Below are 17,206 nucleotides of genomic sequence, written 5' to 3' on the forward strand. Positions count from 1 at the left end.
CTGATCGTTCCGATCGCCATGGAAGACGGCCTGCGCTTCGCTATCCGCGAAGGTGGCCGTACCGTCGGCGCCGGCGTGGTGGCATCGATCATCGAGTGATGATGGCGGGCGCCGGCTCATCCGGCGCCTTCCCCTCCGGACTTGATCGCCCCCTTGCGGGTTGCCCAAACCGGAGATAAGAACAGGTTTGGACGGAACTTCAGGTCCCGTCCGTGCAGGGGTATAGCTCAGTTGGTAGAGCGGCGGTCTCCAAAACCGCAGGTCGCGGGTTCGAGCCCTGCTGCCCCTGCCATTTTGTTCTTGAATATTGGCCGCCGAGGCCTTATTGAGGACCACTCGGGCGGGGCGCGCGGATGATTCTGCGCGCCCGCTCGTCGTGACAAGACCGGAACCGGAATGGCCAAGAGCAATCCCTTTACGTTTATCCAGCAGGTTCGCTCCGAAGCTGCCAAGGTGACCTGGCCGACCCGTAAGGAAACGGCCATTACGACCGTCATGGTGTTTGTGATGGTTGTGCTTGCGTCCGCCTTCTTTCTTCTGGCGGATCAGCTGATGAGCTGGGGCATTGGCTTGCTCCTCGGCGTGGGCGGTTGACGTCTGCAAGGTTTCACGAAACAGGAAACGGAACTGAGGTCATGGCCAAGCGCTGGTACATTGTGCATGCCTACTCCAATTTCGAGAAGAAGGTAGCCGAGTCCATCCGCGAGAAAGCTGCCCAGAAGGGGCTTTCTGACCTGTTCGAGGAAATCCTCGTTCCGATGGAAAAGGTTGTCGAAGTGCGCCGCGGGCGCAAGGTCGATGCCGAACGCAAATTCTTCCCGGGCTATGTTCTGGTGAAGATGGATATGACCGACGAGGCGTTCCATCTGATCAAGAACACTCCCAAGGTCAGCGGTTTCCTCGGTTCCGAGCAGAAGCCCGTTCCGATTTCGGAGGCCGAGGCGCGCCGCATCCTGAGTCAGGTTCAGGAAGGTGTTGACCGGCCGAAGCCGTCGGTCAGTTTCGAGGTTGGCGAGCAGGTCCGCGTGTCGGATGGCCCGTTTGCCTCCTTCTCCGGCCTCGTCGAGGAAGTGGACGAAGAGCGCGCGCGCCTCAAGGTTGCCGTGTCGATCTTTGGCCGCCCGACGCCGGTCGAACTAGAATTTGGTCAGGTCGACAAGGTCTGATCAAACGGCCGCCCACGGGCGGCCAAAGCTGCATGGATGTCATCATGGCATCCGCGCAGAAGAGGGTGGCAGGTAAGGCGCGCCTACGCCGGGCGTGTCAAGCCAGACCACCCGCTCCTGAATGCCGGTTTGTCCGGCTTGCTCGCTAGGAGAGTATAATGGCGAAGAAAATCGAAGGTTACATCAAGCTGCAGGTGGCAGCCGGCTCCGCAACGCCGTCTCCCCCGATCGGTCCTGCGCTGGGTCAGCGCGGCCTCAATATCATGGAATTCTGCAAGGCGTTCAACGCGCAGACCCAGGATATCGAGAAGGGCGCTCCGTGCCCGGTCGTGATCACTTATTTCTCCGACAAGTCCTTCACCTTCCAGATCAAGACCGCTCCGGTCAGCTTCTTCCTGAAGAAGGCTGCCGGTCTGAAGTCCGGTTCCAAGACCCCGGGCCGTGGCACGGTTGGCAAGGTGAACAAGGCGCAGGTGCGTGAAATCGCCACCGCCAAGATGAAGGACCTCAACGCGAACGACGTGGAAGCGGCGATGCGCATGGTTGAGGGTTCTGCCCGTTCGATGGGCCTCGAGGTCACGGAGTAAGATCATGGCGAAGATTGGCAAGCGTATCCGTGCTGCTCGTGAAGGCATCGACAGCAACAAGCTTTACGGCCTCGGCGAAGCCCTGACTCTGCTCAAGGACCGCGCCAAGGTGAAGTTCGACGAAACCATCGAAGTGGCGATCAACCTCGGCGTTGACCCGCGTCACGCCGACCAGATGGTCCGCGGCGTCTGCGTGCTGCCGAACGGCACCGGCAAGACCGTCCGCGTCGCCGTGTTTGCCCGTGGCGACAAGGCTGAAGAAGCCAAGGCTGCCGGTGCAGACATCGTTGGCGCCGAAGAGCTGGTCAACGAAGTGCAGGGCGGCAAGATCGACTTCGACCGCTGCATTGCAACCCCGGACATGATGCCGCTGGTCGGCCGTCTTGGTAAGGTGCTTGGCCCGCGCGGCCTGATGCCGAACCCCAAGGTCGGCACCGTGACCCCGGACGTGGCTTCGGCCGTGCGTGACGCCAAGGGCGGCGCCGTGCAGTTCCGCGTCGAGAAGGCTGGTATCATCCATGCCGGCGTTGGCAAGGTCTCCTTCACCCAGGACGCCCTGGTCGAGAACATCCGCGCTCTCGTGGATGCCGTCCAGAAGGCAAAGCCGAGCGGTTCGAAGGGCCAGTACATGCGCCGTGTTGCCCTGTCGTCCACGATGGGCCCGGGCGTCAAGGTCGACCTGGCTTCGATCAACGGCTGATGCTGCAGACCCGGCAGGGCTTACTGCCGGGTTTCGCGCTGGCCGCAGCGGCGTGACCGGCCTGGAGTTGACGCTCCGGCCCGCGCCGCATCCAAGAGGTTCCTCCCGGTTCTGCCGGGAGGCACTGGTCCGGTCCCGTACCGGATCATCCCTGTCCGAGACTGCAGGTGCCGGGAAGCCGGTCTAAGCCGAATGGGCCTGCATAGATGGGTGAGAACCAGTTTGTTTCCGGCTTGCCGGGTTTTGCAACGGTTCGAACCAGATGCCTTGCCGCGCTCCAAGCGAGGTGAGGGGACAGGAAACCCTGAGCGTCGCCTGTGACGCGGTACGGGGCTTCCCCGCACTGCCAAGCTGGCGGCAAAGGCAAACCGGTGGCGGAAACGCCATCAAATGGAGTAGGCAAGTGGAAAGAGCGGAAAAGCACGAGTTCGTGACCGCCCTCAACGAAGAGCTGGGTAGCACTTCGGTTGTGGTCGTCGCGCACTATGCGGGTCTCTCGGTTGCACAGATGACCGCGCTGCGGTTGAAAGTGCGTGACGCCGGCGGCACCGTAAAGGTTGCAAAGAACCGCCTTGTAAAGCTTGCCCTTCAAGGCACTGACCTTGAGCACATCAATGGCCTCTTCACGGGCCCGACCCTGATCGCCTATTCGGAAGATCCGGTCGCGGCTCCCAAGGCCATGGTGGAATTCGCCAAGACGACGGACAAGTTCGTCATCCTCGGCGGTGCTCTCGGCAAGACCAACCTGAATGCGGAAGGCGTCAAGTCTCTCGCCACAATGCCGTCGCTCGATGAGCTGCGCGCAAAGCTGGTGGGCATGATCCAGACCCCGGCATCCCGCATCGCCCAGGTTGTCAACGCACCGGCCGGGCAGCTCGCCCGCGTTTTCGGCGCGTATGCCAAGAAGGACGAGGCCGCATAAGGCGCCCCCTAAGCAATACACTGTCTGTAACCAAGCATTTGGTTCGAACGTAAGGTACATAAGAAATGGCTAACCTCGAAAAGCTCGTTGAAGATCTGTCCGCCCTGACCGTCATGGAAGCTGCTGAGCTGTCCAAGATGCTCGAAGAGAAGTGGGGCGTGTCCGCCGCAGCTCCGGTGGCTGTTGCTGCCGTTGCTGGTGCAGCTCCGGCTGCTGCTGTTGAAGAGCAGACCGAATTCGACGTCGTTCTTGCTGACGCCGGCGACAAGAAGATCAACGTGATCAAGGAAGTCCGCGCCATCACCGGCCTCGGCCTGAAGGAAGCCAAGGAGCTCGTCGAAGGCGCTCCGAAGGTTGTCAAGGAGCAGGTCTCCAAGGCTGAAGCCGAAGACCTCAAGAAGAAGCTCGAAGAGGCTGGCGCCAAGGTCGAGCTCAAGTAATAGGATCGAAAGATCCAAGGCGGTCCCGGGTAACCGGGGCCGTTTCCTGGCCCCGGCGGGTATAACCCGTTTCCGGGGCATTAGTCCCGAATAGGGGACGGTTATCCGAAGCGCCCGGGCGAAGCTGCCCGATTGGACAAGGGGCGTTCCGGACAGCCGTCACCCAAGGCGATACGAACGAGGAGCGACAATGACCCTAACGTTCAACGGTCGCAAGCGTGTCCGGAAATTCTTCGGATCGATCCGCGATGTAACGGAAATGCCCAACCTCATCGAGGTTCAGAAGGCTTCCTACGACCAGTTCCTGCAGGTTGAGGAGCCCAAGGGCGGCCGCCCCGATGAAGGCCTCCAGGCGGTCTTCAACTCTGTTTTCCCGATTTCCGATTTTGCCGGAACGGCCCTGCTTGAATTCGTCAAGTTCGAGTTCGAGCAGCCCAAGTACGACGTCGAGGAATGCCGTCAGCGCAGCATGACCTTTGCTGCCCCGCTGAAGGTGACCCTGCGCCTGATCGTGTTCGATGTCGATGAAGACACCGGCGCGAAGTCCGTCAAGGACATCAAGGAGCAGGACGTCTACATGGGGGACATCCCCTTCATGACCGAGAACGGTACGTTCGTCGTGAACGGCACCGAGCGTGTCATCGTGTCCCAGATGCACCGCTCCCCGGGCGTGTTCTTCGATCATGACAAGGGCAAGACCCACTCCAGCGGCAAGCTGCTGTTTGCTGCCCGCGTGATCCCGTACCGCGGTTCCTGGCTCGACATCGAGTTCGACGCCAAGGACATCGTCTATGCGCGTATCGACCGCCGCCGCAAGATTCCGGTGACCTCTCTGTTGATGGCCCTCGGTCTCGACGGCGAAGAGATCCTGAACACCTTCTACCAGCGCATCGATTATTCGCGCGCGGGCAAGGGTTCCTGGCGCATGCCGTTCGACGGCGACCGCCTCAAGGGCACCAAGGCTTCCTACGATCTGATCGACGCTGATACCGGCGAAGTCGTGATCGAAGCCGGCCGCAAGATCACCGCACGCACGATCAAGCAGCTCACCGAAAAGGGCGTCAAGGCCCTGAAGGTGACTGATGAAGACCTGCACGGCCAGTATCTGGCGGAAGACGTCGTCGACTTCGTGACCGGCGAGATCTATGCCGAAGCTGGCGACGAGATCAGCGCCAAGCTGCTCGACGAGCTGATCCAGCGCGGCTACGAGGAACTGACCGTCCTCGATATCGACCACATCAACACCGGCGCTTACATCCGCAACACGCTTGCTGCGGACAAGAACGAGAGCCGTGAAGATGCGCTGTTCGACATCTACCGCGTGATGCGCCCGGGCGAGCCGCCCACCCTGGACTCTGCCGAAGCGATGTTCCAGTCGCTGTTCTTTGACGCCGAACGTTACGACCTGTCTGCGGTCGGCCGCGTCAAGATGAACATGCGCCTTGACCTGGCCTGCCCGGACACCGTGCGCACCCTGCGCAAGGAAGACATCCTGGCCGTGATCAGGCTGCTGCTCGACCTGCGCGACGGCAAGGGTGAGATCGACGACATCGACAACCTCGGCAACCGCCGTGTGCGTTCGGTCGGCGAACTCATGGAGAACCAGTACCGCGTCGGCCTGCTGCGCATGGAACGTGCGATCAAGGAGCGCATGAGCTCTGTCGACATCGACACGGTCATGCCGCAGGACCTGATCAACGCCAAGCCGGCCGCAGCTGCCGTGCGCGAGTTCTTCGGCTCCTCGCAGCTCAGCCAGTTCATGGACCAGACCAACCCGCTGTCCGAAGTGACGCACAAGCGCCGCCTGTCGGCACTTGGACCGGGCGGTCTGACGCGTGAGCGCGCCGGCTTCGAAGTCCGCGACGTGCATCCGACCCACTATGGCCGTATCTGCCCGATCGAGACGCCGGAAGGCCCGAACATCGGTCTGATCAACTCGCTGGCGACCTTCGCCCGCGTGAACAAGTACGGCTTTATCGAGAGCCCGTACCGCAAGGTGCGTGATGGCATCGTCTCTGACGAAGTCGTCTATCTCTCGGCCATGGAAGAAGCCAAGCACTACGTCGCCCAGTCCAACGCTGTCCTCGACGAGGGCAACCGTCTGGTGGAAGAGCTGGTCACCTGCCGTCACGCCGGTGAAAACATGCTCGTTCCGTCCGACCGCGTGGACCTGATGGACGTGTCGCCGAAGCAGCTGGTTTCGGTCGCTGCCGCGCTCATTCCGTTCCTGGAAAACGACGACGCCAACCGCGCTCTCATGGGCTCGAACATGCAGCGTCAGGCCGTGCCTCTGGTGCGCGCTGAAGCGCCGTTTGTTGGCACCGGCATGGAGCCGATCGTGGCCCGTGACTCGGGTGCTGCCATCGGTGCCCGCCGCGGCGGCGTGGTGGATCAGGTCGACGCGACCCGTATCGTTATCCGCGCCACGGAAGATCTCGATCCGTCCAAGTCGGGCGTCGACATCTACCGCCTGATGAAGTTCCAGCGTTCGAACCAGAACACCTGTATCAACCAGCGTCCGCTGGTCCGTGTCGGTGACGTCATCTCCAAGGGTGACATCATTGCTGACGGCCCGTCGACGGATCTGGGCGATCTGGCACTCGGCCGCAACGTGCTCGTCGCGTTTATGCCGTGGAACGGTTACAACTTCGAGGACTCCATCCTCCTGTCCGAACGCATCGTGTCCGATGACGTCTTCACCTCGATCCATCTGGAAGAGTTTGAAGTCGCCGCCCGTGACACCAAGCTCGGACCGGAAGAAATCACGCGCGACATTCCGAACGTCTCGGAAGAAGCGCTGAAGAACCTCGACGAAGCCGGCATCGTCTACATCGGTGCCGAAGTGAAGCCGGGCGACATCCTCGTCGGCAAGATCACGCCGAAGGGCGAAAGCCCGATGACGCCGGAAGAAAAGCTTCTGCGCGCCATCTTCGGTGAAAAGGCTTCGGACGTTCGTGACACCTCCCTGCGCCTTCCGCCCGGCGTTGCCGGCACGGTCGTGGAAGTGCGCGTGTTCAATCGTCACGGCGTCGAGAAGGACGAGCGTGCGATGGCCATCGAGCGCGAGGAAATCGAGCGCCTGGCCAAGGACCGCGATGACGAGCAGGCAATCCTTGACCGCAACGTCTATGGCCGTCTGGCCGAGATGCTGCTCGGCAAGACCGCCATTGCCGGCCCGAAGGGCTTCAAGAAGGACACCAACCTGACCGGTGACGTCCTTGGCGAATACCCGCGTTCGCAGTGGTGGCAGTTTGCCATGGACGATGAAAAGTTCATGAGCGAAGTGGAAGCCCTGCGCGGCCAGTATGACGAAAGCCGCAAGCGCCTCGAGCAGCGTTTCATCGACAAGGTGGAGAAGCTGCAGCGCGGTGACGAGCTGCCCCCTGGCGTCATGAAGATGGTCAAGGTCTTCGTTGCTGTGAAGCGCAAGATCCAGCCGGGCGACAAGATGGCCGGCCGTCACGGCAACAAGGGTGTGGTCTCCAAGATCAACCCGAACGAGGACATGCCGTTCCTGGCGGACGGCACGCATGTCGACATCGTGCTCAACCCGCTGGGCGTGCCGTCGCGCATGAACGTGGGCCAGATCCTCGAGACCCACCTTGGGTGGGCCTGCGCAGGCATGGGCCGCAAGATCGGCGAGCTCTATGATGAGTACCGCAAGACGGGTGAGATCCAGGCTCTTAAGGGCGAGATCCACGAACTCTACGGCGACAACATCAAGGGCGATGCCGTCAAGCGCTACGATGACGAGAGCGTCCTGCGTCTTGCCGAACAGCTGAAGAAGGGCGTTTCGATTGCGACGCCGGTCTTCGACGGCGCGCATGAGCCGGACATCGTGGAGATGCTCGACGCAGCCGGCCTTGACGCCAGCGGGCAGTCGACCCTCTACGACGGGCGGACGGGTGAAGCCTTCGACCGCAAGGTCACCGTGGGTTACATCTACATGCTCAAGCTGCACCACCTCGTGGACGACAAGATCCACGCCCGTTCGATTGGACCTTACTCGCTCGTGACCCAGCAGCCGCTGGGTGGCAAGGCGCAGTTCGGCGGCCAGCGCTTCGGTGAAATGGAGGTGTGGGCCCTTGAAGCATATGGCGCTGCCTATACGCTGCAGGAAATGCTGACCGTGAAGTCGGATGACGTCGCGGGCCGCACGAAGGTCTACGAGGCTATCGTCCGTGGTGACGACACCTTCGAGGCCGGCATTCCGGAGAGCTTCAACGTTCTCGTGAAGGAAATGCGGTCGCTGGGTCTCAACGTGGAGCTTCAGCAGTCCGATCTTCCCGCAATTACCGACGAGCCCGCGGCAGACGCGGCAGAGTGATCTGCGGGCATGAAAAAGACTGAAACAGGACGTACAGTGCAGGAAAAGGGGAGTGGGCACGGCCCGCTCCCCATCCGTGCATCGAAGGAGAGAGCCCATGAATCATGAGGTCATGAACCTGTTCAACCAGCAGGCTCCCGCGCAGACCTTCGACCAGATCCGGATTTCTCTCGCCAGCCCCGAGCGGATCATGTCTTGGTCCTATGGTGAGATCAAGAAGCCGGAGACGATCAACTACCGCACGTTCAAGCCTGAGCGTGATGGTCTGTTCTGCGCCCGTATCTTTGGTCCGATCAAGGACTACGAATGCTTGTGCGGCAAGTACAAGCGCATGAAGTACAAGGGCGTCATCTGTGAGAAGTGCGGCGTCGAAGTGACGCTGAGCCGCGTGCGCCGTGAGCGCATGGGCCACATCGAGCTTGCAGCCCCTGTTGCGCATATCTGGTTCCTGAAGTCGCTGCCCTCCCGCATCGGCCTTCTGCTGGACATGACGCTGAAGGATCTGGAGCGCGTGCTCTATTTCGAGAACTATGTGGTTCTCGAGCCGGGCCTGACCCCGCTGAAGCAGAACCAGCTGCTGAGCGAGGAAGAATATATCAGCGCCCAGGACGAGTACGGCGAGGACGCCTTCACGGCGATGATCGGCGCGGAAGCCATCCGCGAGATGCTGATGTCGCTGGATCTGGTGCGCGAAAGCGAGAAGCTGCGCGTCGAGATCGCCGAAGCGACCACCGAGCTGAAGCCGAAGAAGCTGGCCAAGCGCCTCAAGGTCATCGAAGCCTTCACCGAGTCGGGCAACCGTCCGGAATGGATGATCATGACCGTGATTCCGGTGATTCCGCCGGATCTGCGCCCGCTGGTTCCGCTGGACGGCGGCCGTTTCGCGACGTCGGATCTGAACGATCTGTACCGCCGCGTGATCAACCGTAACAACCGTCTGAAGCGCCTCATCGAGCTGCGTGCGCCGGATATCATCATCCGCAACGAAAAGCGCATGCTGCAGGAGTCCGTTGACGCCCTGTTCGATAACGGCCGCCGCGGCCGTGTCATCACCGGTGCCAACAAGCGTCCGCTGAAGTCGCTGTCCGACATGCTCAAGGGCAAGCAGGGCCGCTTCCGTCAGAACCTGCTCGGCAAGCGCGTCGACTATTCCGGCCGTTCGGTGATCACCGTTGGTCCGGAGCTGAAGCTGCACCAGTGCGGCCTGCCGAAGAAGATGGCTCTCGAGCTGTTCAAGCCCTTCATCTATTCGCGTCTCGACGCGAAGGGCTTCTCCTCGACCGTCAAGCAGGCCAAGAAGCTGGTCGAGAAAGAGCGTCCGGAAGTCTGGGATATCCTCGACGAGGTCATCCGCGAGCACCCGGTTCTCCTGAACCGTGCGCCGACGCTGCACCGTCTCGGCATCCAGGCGTTCGAGCCGACACTGATCGAAGGCAAGGCCATCCAGCTGCATCCGCTCGTCTGCTCGGCATTCAACGCCGACTTCGACGGTGACCAGATGGCCGTGCACGTGCCGCTTTCGCTGGAAGCCCAGCTGGAAGCCCGCACGCTGATGATGTCGACCAACAACATCCTGCATCCGGCCAACGGCGGCCCGATCATCGTTCCGTCTCAGGACATCGTTCTGGGTCTCTATTATCTGTCCATCATGGCAGAGAACGAGCCGGGCGAAGGCATGGCCTTCGGCAACATGGGCGAGATCCAGCACGCGCTGGCCAACAAGGTCATCACGCTGCACACGAAGATCCGCGGACGCTTCCGCTCTATCGACGCGGACGGCAATCCGACCTCCGGCATCTTCGAGACGACGCCGGGCCGCATGATGATTGCCGAACTGCTGCCGAAGCATCACGAGGTTCCCTTCGACACCTGCAACAGGCTGATGACGAAGAAGGAAGTCTCGCGCATGATCGACACCGTCTACCGCGCCTGCGGTCAGAAGGAGACGGTCATTTTCTGCGACCGCATCATGCAGCTCGGGTTCCGCAATGCGTGCAGCGCCGGCATTTCGTTCGGCAAGGACGACATGGTGATCCCGGACACCAAGCAGAAGCTGGTGGGCGAGACGGCCGCGATGGTTGCCGAATACGAGCAGCAGTACAACGACGGCCTGATCACTCAGGGCGAGAAGTACAACAAGGTGGTTGACGCCTGGGCCAAGTGCACCGACCGCATCGCTGACGAGATGATGAAGCGCATTCAGGCGGTTCAGATCGATCAGGAGACGGGCCGTCAGAAGCCGATGAATTCGGTTTACATGATGTCCCACTCGGGTGCCCGTGGTTCTCCGGCCCAGATGAAGCAGCTTGCCGGCATGCGCGGCCTTATGGCCAAGCCGTCGGGCGAGATCATCGAAAACCCGATTATCTCGAACTTCAAGGAAGGCCTGTCGGTTCTGGAGTACTTCAACTCCACCCACGGCGCCCGTAAGGGTCTGGCTGACACCGCGCTCAAGACGGCGAACTCGGGCTACCTGACCCGCCGCCTCGTGGACGTGGCTCAGGACTCGATCATCCTTGAAGTCGACTGTGGCTCCGAGAACGGCATCACCGTTCAGGCGATCGTGGACGCCGGTCAGGTCATCGCAAGCCTTGGCCAGCGTGTTCTCGGCCGTACGGCGGCAGAAGACGTCTACAACCACGCAACCGGCGAGATCATCGTGCCGAAGGGCCGCATGATCGACGAGAAGGACGTGGAGCTGATCGAGGCTGCCAAGGTTCAGCAGATCAAGATCCGTTCGGTTCTGACCTGTCAGACCGTGACGGGCGTCTGCGGCACCTGCTATGGCCGTGACCTTGCCCGTGGTACGCCGGTCAACATCGGTGAAGCTGTAGGCGTTATCGCCGCTCAGTCGATCGGTGAGCCGGGCACCCAGCTGACCATGCGCACGTTCCACATCGGTGGCACGGCACAGGTGGTGGACAGCTCGTTCATCGAATCCAACGTCGATGGCACGATCAAGATCCGCAACCGCGCCGCCACCCGCGACAGCGATGGCAACCTGATTGCCATGGTGCGCAACATGTCGCTCATCGTCGTTGACAGTGACGGCAACGAGCGCGCTGTCCATCGCGTCACCTACGGCGCCAAGCTGCTGGTGGACGATGGTGATGCGGTCAAGCGCGGCCAGCGTATCGCCGAGTGGGACCCCTACACCCGTCCGATGCTGTCGGAAGTGGATGGTGTGGTCGACTTCGAGGACCTGGTGGACGGCGCTTCGGTGCAGGAAACCACCGACGAGGCGACCGGTATCACCAAGCGTGTCGTCATCGACTGGCGCACGTCGCATCGCGGCCAGGATCTCAAGCCCGCGGTTGTCGTCAAGGACGCCAATGGTTCGATCTGCAAGCTGGCCCGTGGCGGCGACGCCCGTCTGCTGCTCTCGGTGGACGCCATTCTGTCGGTGCAGCCGGGCAACCGGGTGAAGGCTGGTGACGTGCTCGCACGTATCCCGCTGGAAAGCGCCAAGACGAAGGACATCACCGGTGGTCTGCCCCGCGTGGCGGAACTGTTCGAGGCGCGCCGTCCGAAGGACCATGCCATCATCGCGGAAATCAGCGGTACCATCCGCTTCGGCCGCGATTACAAGAACAAGCGCCGCATCATCGTGGAGCCGCATGACGAGGCACTGGAGCCGGTCGAGTACCTGATCCCGAAGGGCAAGCACTTCCATCTTCAGGAAGGCGATGTCATCGAGAAGGGTGAGTACATCCTCGACGGCAACCCGGCACCGCATGACATTCTGGCGGTCAAGGGCGTGGAAGCGCTCGCGGCCTATCTCGTCAACGAGATCCAGGAAGTCTACCGTCTGCAGGGCGTGGTGATCAACGACAAGCACATTGAGGTGATCGTTCGCCAGATGCTGCAGAAGGTCGAGATCACCGACCCGGGCGAGACCGAGTTCTTCTCGGGCGAGCAGGTCGACCAGCTCGACTTCGACGAGGCGAACGAGCGTGCCATCGACGACGCCAAGACCCCGGCCAAGGGCGTGCCGGTTCTCCTGGGTATCACCAAGGCGAGCCTGCAGACCCGGTCGTTCTTCTCGGCAGCCTCCTTCCAGGAGACGACGCGCGTCCTGACCGACGCCGCCGTCAACGGCAAGATCGACCCGCTGGTCGGCCTGAAGGAGAACGTCATCGTCGGCCGTCTGATCCCGGCTGGTACCGGCGGCGTGATGAAGCGCATCCGTCAGATCGCGACCCACCGCGACGACCTGATCCTCGACGAGCGCCGCAAGCGCTCGGGCGACAGCGCCGCAGAAGGCCTGCTGGAGGATCTGTCCGGCGCAGCCGAATAAGCGGCCCCGGACCCATGAACCAGAAAGGCCGCCACCCGTGCGGCCTTTCGTTTATTAAGAAGGAGGCCGTGATGGCTGGCAATGACGATGATGCTCCGCTGGAGCCGACGGTCTTCCTGGTGATTGGCCGGGTCTGGGACAGCGAGGATGGCGGACCGGAAGATGCGGTGCCGATCCACGTGATGCTGACCGCCCCCGATGACGACAGTGCCGTGCGCAAGACGCTGGAAGCGCTGGCGGGAGAGGGCTTTGCAGAGGCCGAGCTCGACCAGATCGGCGTGCTGGAGGGCGAGCCGGATGATCCGACCTATGAAGGCGCCTATCAGGACGCCCTGTCCGGCAATGTTGCGGTAATCACCTTCCGCGATTGACGCGGCAGTCACAGTCAGAAGAGCAGGGACGGCAGAGGGCAACAGGCCAGCTGCCGTCCCTGTGCATTTGAAGAAACCGGTTTGTGGCGTGTTTACCGTTCGCGCAGGTAGGTTTGGCAGCCCAGGCAGCTGCAGTGGCCTGACTGATCCAGCAAGCCGCATTGGCGCAGGGCAGGGCGCCCTGATTCCCTTCCTGTGATTCCTTAACGGGCAAACAACCGCTTCACCGTGCCCTGAGTCCCGGCTTTCGGGAAATCCGGCGGAGATTCGGGGCTTCTGCGGCTCAGCAGGGTGCAGAACAGCCTTGCAGGATTCGCAAGGCAGGGTTAACCGGCGCAGGATCGAGGCTTGCAGGATGCTGGGGCCTTATAATTTAATTACAATACTGCGCGTGTTGGTGTTATAAAAGATGCGGAAACGCACGGATTCAGGCCTTGCCGCGGCCAAGGTGCAGCAGGGCAGGCCAATCCCGCAGAAATCCGAGATTTCCCTTGACGGCAGGGGGCGCCGTGAGTAGTGTCCGCCCATCCCAAGGGCAGGCGGTAAGTCCTGATGCGTTCCAGCGGTCTACGCAAGGAACCTGAAAACTTAAACGCTGCCGGGTTCAAAAAGGCGAATAAGCGTCGATTGCACGACCGCGATTAACCTCGTGGTCCTCTGGTTTTCGCAGCGCCTCCCATGTGCAAGCATGGCTGAGGCGCGATTACGTTTGTCACGTAGTCAGTGAAAAGCAGGGTAGCGTACGAATTTTTGGATGGCAGAGGTAAAGGGCACAGAATGCCGACCATCAACCAGCTGATCCGCAAGCCGCGGAAAGACCCGCCGAAGCGGAACAAGGTGCCGGCCATGGAGGCCTGCCCGCAGAAGCGTGGTGTTTGCACCCGCGTTTACACCACGACGCCGAAGAAGCCGAACTCGGCACTTCGTAAGGTTGCCAAGGTGCGCCTGACGAATGGCTTCGAAGTCATCGGCTACATCCCGGGTGAAGGCCACAACCTTCAGGAACACTCCGTGGTGATGATCCGCGGCGGCCGCGTCAAGGATTTGCCGGGCGTTCGCTACCATATCATCCGTGGCGTGCTCGACACCCAGGGCGTCAAGAACCGTAAGCAGCGCCGTTCGAAGTACGGCGCCAAGCGGCCGAAGTAAGGAGCGCGCGGCATGTCCCGTCGTCATAGCGCAGAAAAGCGCGAGATCATTCCGGATCCCAAGTTCGGTGATATCGTCGTTACGAAGTTCATGAACTCGATCATGTATCACGGCAAGAAGTCCGTGGCTGAGCGCATCGTTTACGGTGCCTTCGACATCATCGAGAAGAAGACCCGTGAGAACCCCATCGAGGTGTTCCATGCGGCTCTCGAAAACGTCATGCCGCAGGTGGAAGTCCGCTCCCGCCGCGTCGGTGGTGCGACCTACCAGGTTCCGGTGGAAGTCCGTACGGACCGCCGTCAGGCACTGGCGATCCGCTGGCTGATCACTGCAGCCCGCAACCGCAATGAAACCACCATGGTGGACCGCCTGTCGGGCGAAATGCTCGATGCCGCGAACAACCGTGGTTCCGCAGTGAAGAAGCGCGAAGACACGCACCGCATGGCGGACGCGAACCGCGCCTTCTCTCACTATCGCTGGTAATCCTGGAAAAGGGCTGACGTCATGTCTCGCACGCACAAAATCGAGGACTACCGCAACTTCGGCATCATGGCTCACATCGATGCCGGCAAGACCACGACCACCGAGCGCATCCTGTACTACACGGGTAAGAGCCACAAGATCGGTGAAGTTCATGATGGCGCTGCCACCATGGACTGGATGGAGCAGGAACAGGAACGCGGCATCACGATCACGTCCGCCGCAACCACCGCTTTCTGGAATGAAAAGCGCCTGAACATCATTGACACCCCGGGTCACGTGGACTTCACCATCGAGGTGGAGCGTTCCCTGCGCGTGCTGGACGGTGCCGTTGCCCTTCTCGACGCCAACGCTGGCGTTGAGCCCCAGACTGAAACCGTGTGGCGTCAGGCGGACAAGTACCGCGTGCCGCGCATGATCTTCGTCAACAAGATGGACAAGCTCGGTGCGGACTTCTACCGCTGCGTCGAGATGGTCAAGACCCGTCTGGGTGCCAAGGCTCTGTGCGTACAGATTCCGGTTGGTGCCGAAAGCGAGTTCGCTGGCGTTGTCGATCTGATCAAGATGAAGGCGCTGATCTGGCGCGACGAGACCCTGGGCGCTGCCTGGGACGAAGTCGAGATCCCGGCTGACCTGGCTGACAAGGCCCAGGAATTCCGTGACGCCATGATCGAGACGGCTGTCGAAGTCGATGAAGCTGCCATGGAAGCGTATCTGGAAGGCAACGAGCCGGACAATGACACGCTGAAGGCGCTGATCCGCAAGGGCACCATCAGCGGCGAGTTCGTTCCGATCTTCGCTGGCTCGGCCTTCAAGAACAAGGGCGTTCAGCCGCTGCTCGACGGCGTGGTGGACTACCTGCCGTGCCCGCTCGACGTTCCGGCCATCAAGGGCATCGATCCGAAGACCGAGGGGGAAATCCTCCGCAAGTCCAGCGACGAAGAGCCCCTGTCCATGCTGGCGTTCAAGATCATGAACGACCCGTTCGTCGGTTCGCTCACCTTCTGCCGCATCTACTCGGGCGTTCTGAACAAGGGCACGTCCCTGCAGAACACCGTGAAGGACAAGAAGGAACGCGTCGGCCGCATGATGCAGATGCATGCCAACAGCCGTGAAGACATCGACGTTGCCTATGCAGGCGACATCGTTGCCATCGCCGGTCTGAAGGACACCACCACGGGTGACACGCTCTGCGATCCTGCCAAGCCGGTTATCCTGGAGCGCATGGAATTCCCCGAGCCGGTGATCGAGATCGCCGTCGAGCCGAAGACCAAGGGCGACCAGGAAAAGATGGGCCTCGCGCTCAACCGCCTGGCTGCTGAAGATCCGTCCTTCCGCGTCAAGACCGACGAGGAAAGCGGCCAGACGATCATCGCCGGCATGGGTGAACTTCACCTCGACATCATCGTCGACCGCATGCGCCGCGAGTTCAAGGTGGAAGCCAATATCGGTGCTCCGCAGGTGGCCTATCGCGAGACGATCACCCGCCGCGCCGAAGTGGACTACACCCACAAGAAGCAGACCGGTGGTACTGGCCAGTTCGCCCGCATCAAGCTCGTCATCGAGCCGAACGAAGTGGGTGCAGGCTATGCCTTCGAGAGCCAGATCGTCGGTGGTGCTGTTCCGAAGGAATACATCCCGGGCGTGACCAAGGGTATCGAGAGCGTGATGTCTTCGGGCCCGCTCGCCGGCTTCCCGATGGTCGACATCAAGGCGAGCCTGACCGACGGTGCCTACCACGACGTGGACTCCTCGGTTCTGGCCTTCGAAATCGCTGCCCGCGCCGGCTTCCGTGAAGCCATCGCAAAGGCCGGTCCGAAGCTGCTCGAGCCCATCATGAAGGTCGAGGTCGTGACCCCGGCTGACTACATGGGCGATGTGATCGGCGACCTGAACTCCCGCCGCGGCCAGATCAACGGCACGGAAGACCGTGGTGTTGTGACCGCGATCACCGCGATGGTCCCGCTTGCCAACATGTTTGGCTACGTGAACAACCTGCGGTCCATGTCGCAGGGGCGTGCGCAGTACTCGATGGTGTTCGACCATTACGAGCAGGTGCCGCAGGCCGTTGCTGACCAGGTTCAGGCGAAGTACGCCTGAACCACCGACCGACATTAAAGAACTAGAGAAAGCGGAGTAATCCGATGGCGAAGGAAAAGTTTGAGCGCACGAAGCCGCACGTCAACATCGGCACGATTGGCCACGTTGACCACGGCAAGACGACGCTGACCGCGGCGATCACGATGACGCTGGCTGAGACCGGCGGCGCGGTTGCCAAGGCCTATGACCAGATCGACGCAGCGCCGGAAGAAAAGGCGCGCGGCATCACGATCTCGACGGCACACGTTGAGTATGAGACGGCCAACCGTCACTACGCTCACGTTGACTGCCCGGGTCACGCCGACTACGTGAAGAACATGATCACCGGTGCTGCCCAGATGGACGGCGCGATCCTGGTGTGCTCGGCCGCTGACGGCCCGATGCCGCAGACCCGCGAGCACATCCTGCTCGCCCGTCAGGTCGGCGTGCCGGCTCTGGTGGTGTTCATGAACAAGGTCGACCAGGTCGACGACGAAGAGCTTCTGGATCTCGTCGAGATGGAGCTGCGCGAGCTGCTCTCCTCGTATGACTTCCCGGGCGACGACATTCCGATCGTCAAGGGCTCGGCCCTGGCTGCGGTTGAAAACCGCGACGCCAACATCGGCCGTGACGCCATCCGCGCTCTGATGGAGGCTGTTGATGCCTACATCCCGACGCCGGACCGTCC

The 17,206-nt window shown here is 61.5% G+C and carries 14 protein-coding genes and 1 tRNA gene; all 15 read left to right on the forward strand.

What is annotated here, in order from left to right:
* On the forward strand, positions 1–99 hold a 99-nt coding region (locus V6L75_RS20785; protein ID WP_343224728.1), incomplete at its 5' end, for an EF-Tu C-terminal domain-related protein.
* Positions 100–216: 117 nt separating this feature from the next.
* Positions 217–292, forward strand: a tRNA-Trp gene (locus V6L75_RS20790).
* 104 nt (positions 293–396) lie between these two features.
* Positions 397–594, forward strand: a complete 198-nt coding sequence (gene secE, locus V6L75_RS20795; protein ID WP_334253377.1) for a preprotein translocase subunit SecE — start codon at positions 397–399, stop codon at positions 592–594.
* 41 nt (positions 595–635) lie between these two features.
* Entirely contained in the window at positions 636–1,166 is a 531-nt protein-coding gene (gene nusG, locus V6L75_RS20800; RefSeq protein ID WP_019966699.1) for a transcription termination/antitermination protein NusG, read from the forward strand.
* Between the two features lie 158 nt (positions 1,167–1,324).
* Positions 1,325–1,753: a 50S ribosomal protein L11 gene (rplK, locus tag V6L75_RS20805; protein ID WP_019966698.1), complete on the forward strand. Its 429-nt coding sequence runs from the start codon at positions 1,325–1,327 to the stop codon at positions 1,751–1,753.
* A 4-nt stretch (positions 1,754–1,757) separates the two neighbouring features.
* Positions 1,758–2,453, forward strand: a complete 696-nt coding sequence (gene rplA / locus V6L75_RS20810) for a 50S ribosomal protein L1 (RefSeq protein ID WP_334253378.1) — start codon at positions 1,758–1,760, stop codon at positions 2,451–2,453.
* Positions 2,454–2,856: 403 nt separating this feature from the next.
* The gene (gene rplJ / locus V6L75_RS20815; RefSeq protein WP_050475500.1) at positions 2,857–3,375 is read left to right on the forward strand and encodes a 50S ribosomal protein L10; all 519 of its coding nucleotides are present in this window, start codon (positions 2,857–2,859) and stop codon (positions 3,373–3,375) included.
* 65 nt (positions 3,376–3,440) lie between these two features.
* On the forward strand, positions 3,441–3,815 hold the full coding sequence (rplL, locus tag V6L75_RS20820) for a 50S ribosomal protein L7/L12 (RefSeq protein WP_334253379.1): 375 nt from the start codon (positions 3,441–3,443) through the stop codon (positions 3,813–3,815).
* Between the two features lie 190 nt (positions 3,816–4,005).
* A complete protein-coding gene (rpoB, locus tag V6L75_RS20825; RefSeq protein ID WP_334253380.1) occupies positions 4,006–8,142 on the forward strand; it encodes a DNA-directed RNA polymerase subunit beta in 4,137 nt (1,378 codons plus the stop codon).
* A 97-nt stretch (positions 8,143–8,239) separates the two neighbouring features.
* The gene (rpoC, locus tag V6L75_RS20830; RefSeq protein WP_334253381.1) at positions 8,240–12,439 is read left to right on the forward strand and encodes a DNA-directed RNA polymerase subunit beta'; all 4,200 of its coding nucleotides are present in this window, start codon (positions 8,240–8,242) and stop codon (positions 12,437–12,439) included.
* A 71-nt stretch (positions 12,440–12,510) separates the two neighbouring features.
* Positions 12,511–12,810 carry a hypothetical protein gene (locus tag V6L75_RS20835; protein ID WP_050475501.1) on the forward strand — a complete coding sequence of 100 codons (300 nt, stop codon included), beginning with the start codon at positions 12,511–12,513 and terminating at the stop codon, positions 12,808–12,810.
* A gap of 777 nt (positions 12,811–13,587) precedes the next feature.
* Positions 13,588–13,959 (forward strand): 30S ribosomal protein S12, encoded by a 372-nt coding sequence (gene rpsL / locus V6L75_RS20840; RefSeq protein WP_019966691.1) that lies wholly within the window; start codon positions 13,588–13,590, stop codon positions 13,957–13,959.
* Between the two features lie 12 nt (positions 13,960–13,971).
* Positions 13,972–14,442: a 30S ribosomal protein S7 gene (gene rpsG / locus V6L75_RS20845; RefSeq protein WP_019966690.1), complete on the forward strand. Its 471-nt coding sequence runs from the start codon at positions 13,972–13,974 to the stop codon at positions 14,440–14,442.
* Between the two features lie 21 nt (positions 14,443–14,463).
* Positions 14,464–16,539 (forward strand): elongation factor G, encoded by a 2,076-nt coding sequence (fusA, locus tag V6L75_RS20850; protein ID WP_334253382.1) that lies wholly within the window; start codon positions 14,464–14,466, stop codon positions 16,537–16,539.
* A 44-nt stretch (positions 16,540–16,583) separates the two neighbouring features.
* On the forward strand, positions 16,584–17,206 hold a 623-nt coding region (locus V6L75_RS20855; protein WP_334253383.1), incomplete at its 3' end, for a GTP-binding protein.

It is taken from the genome of Pannonibacter anstelovis (assembly GCF_036881715.1).
In the GTDB taxonomy this organism is placed as follows: domain Bacteria; phylum Pseudomonadota; class Alphaproteobacteria; order Rhizobiales; family Stappiaceae; genus Pannonibacter; species Pannonibacter anstelovis.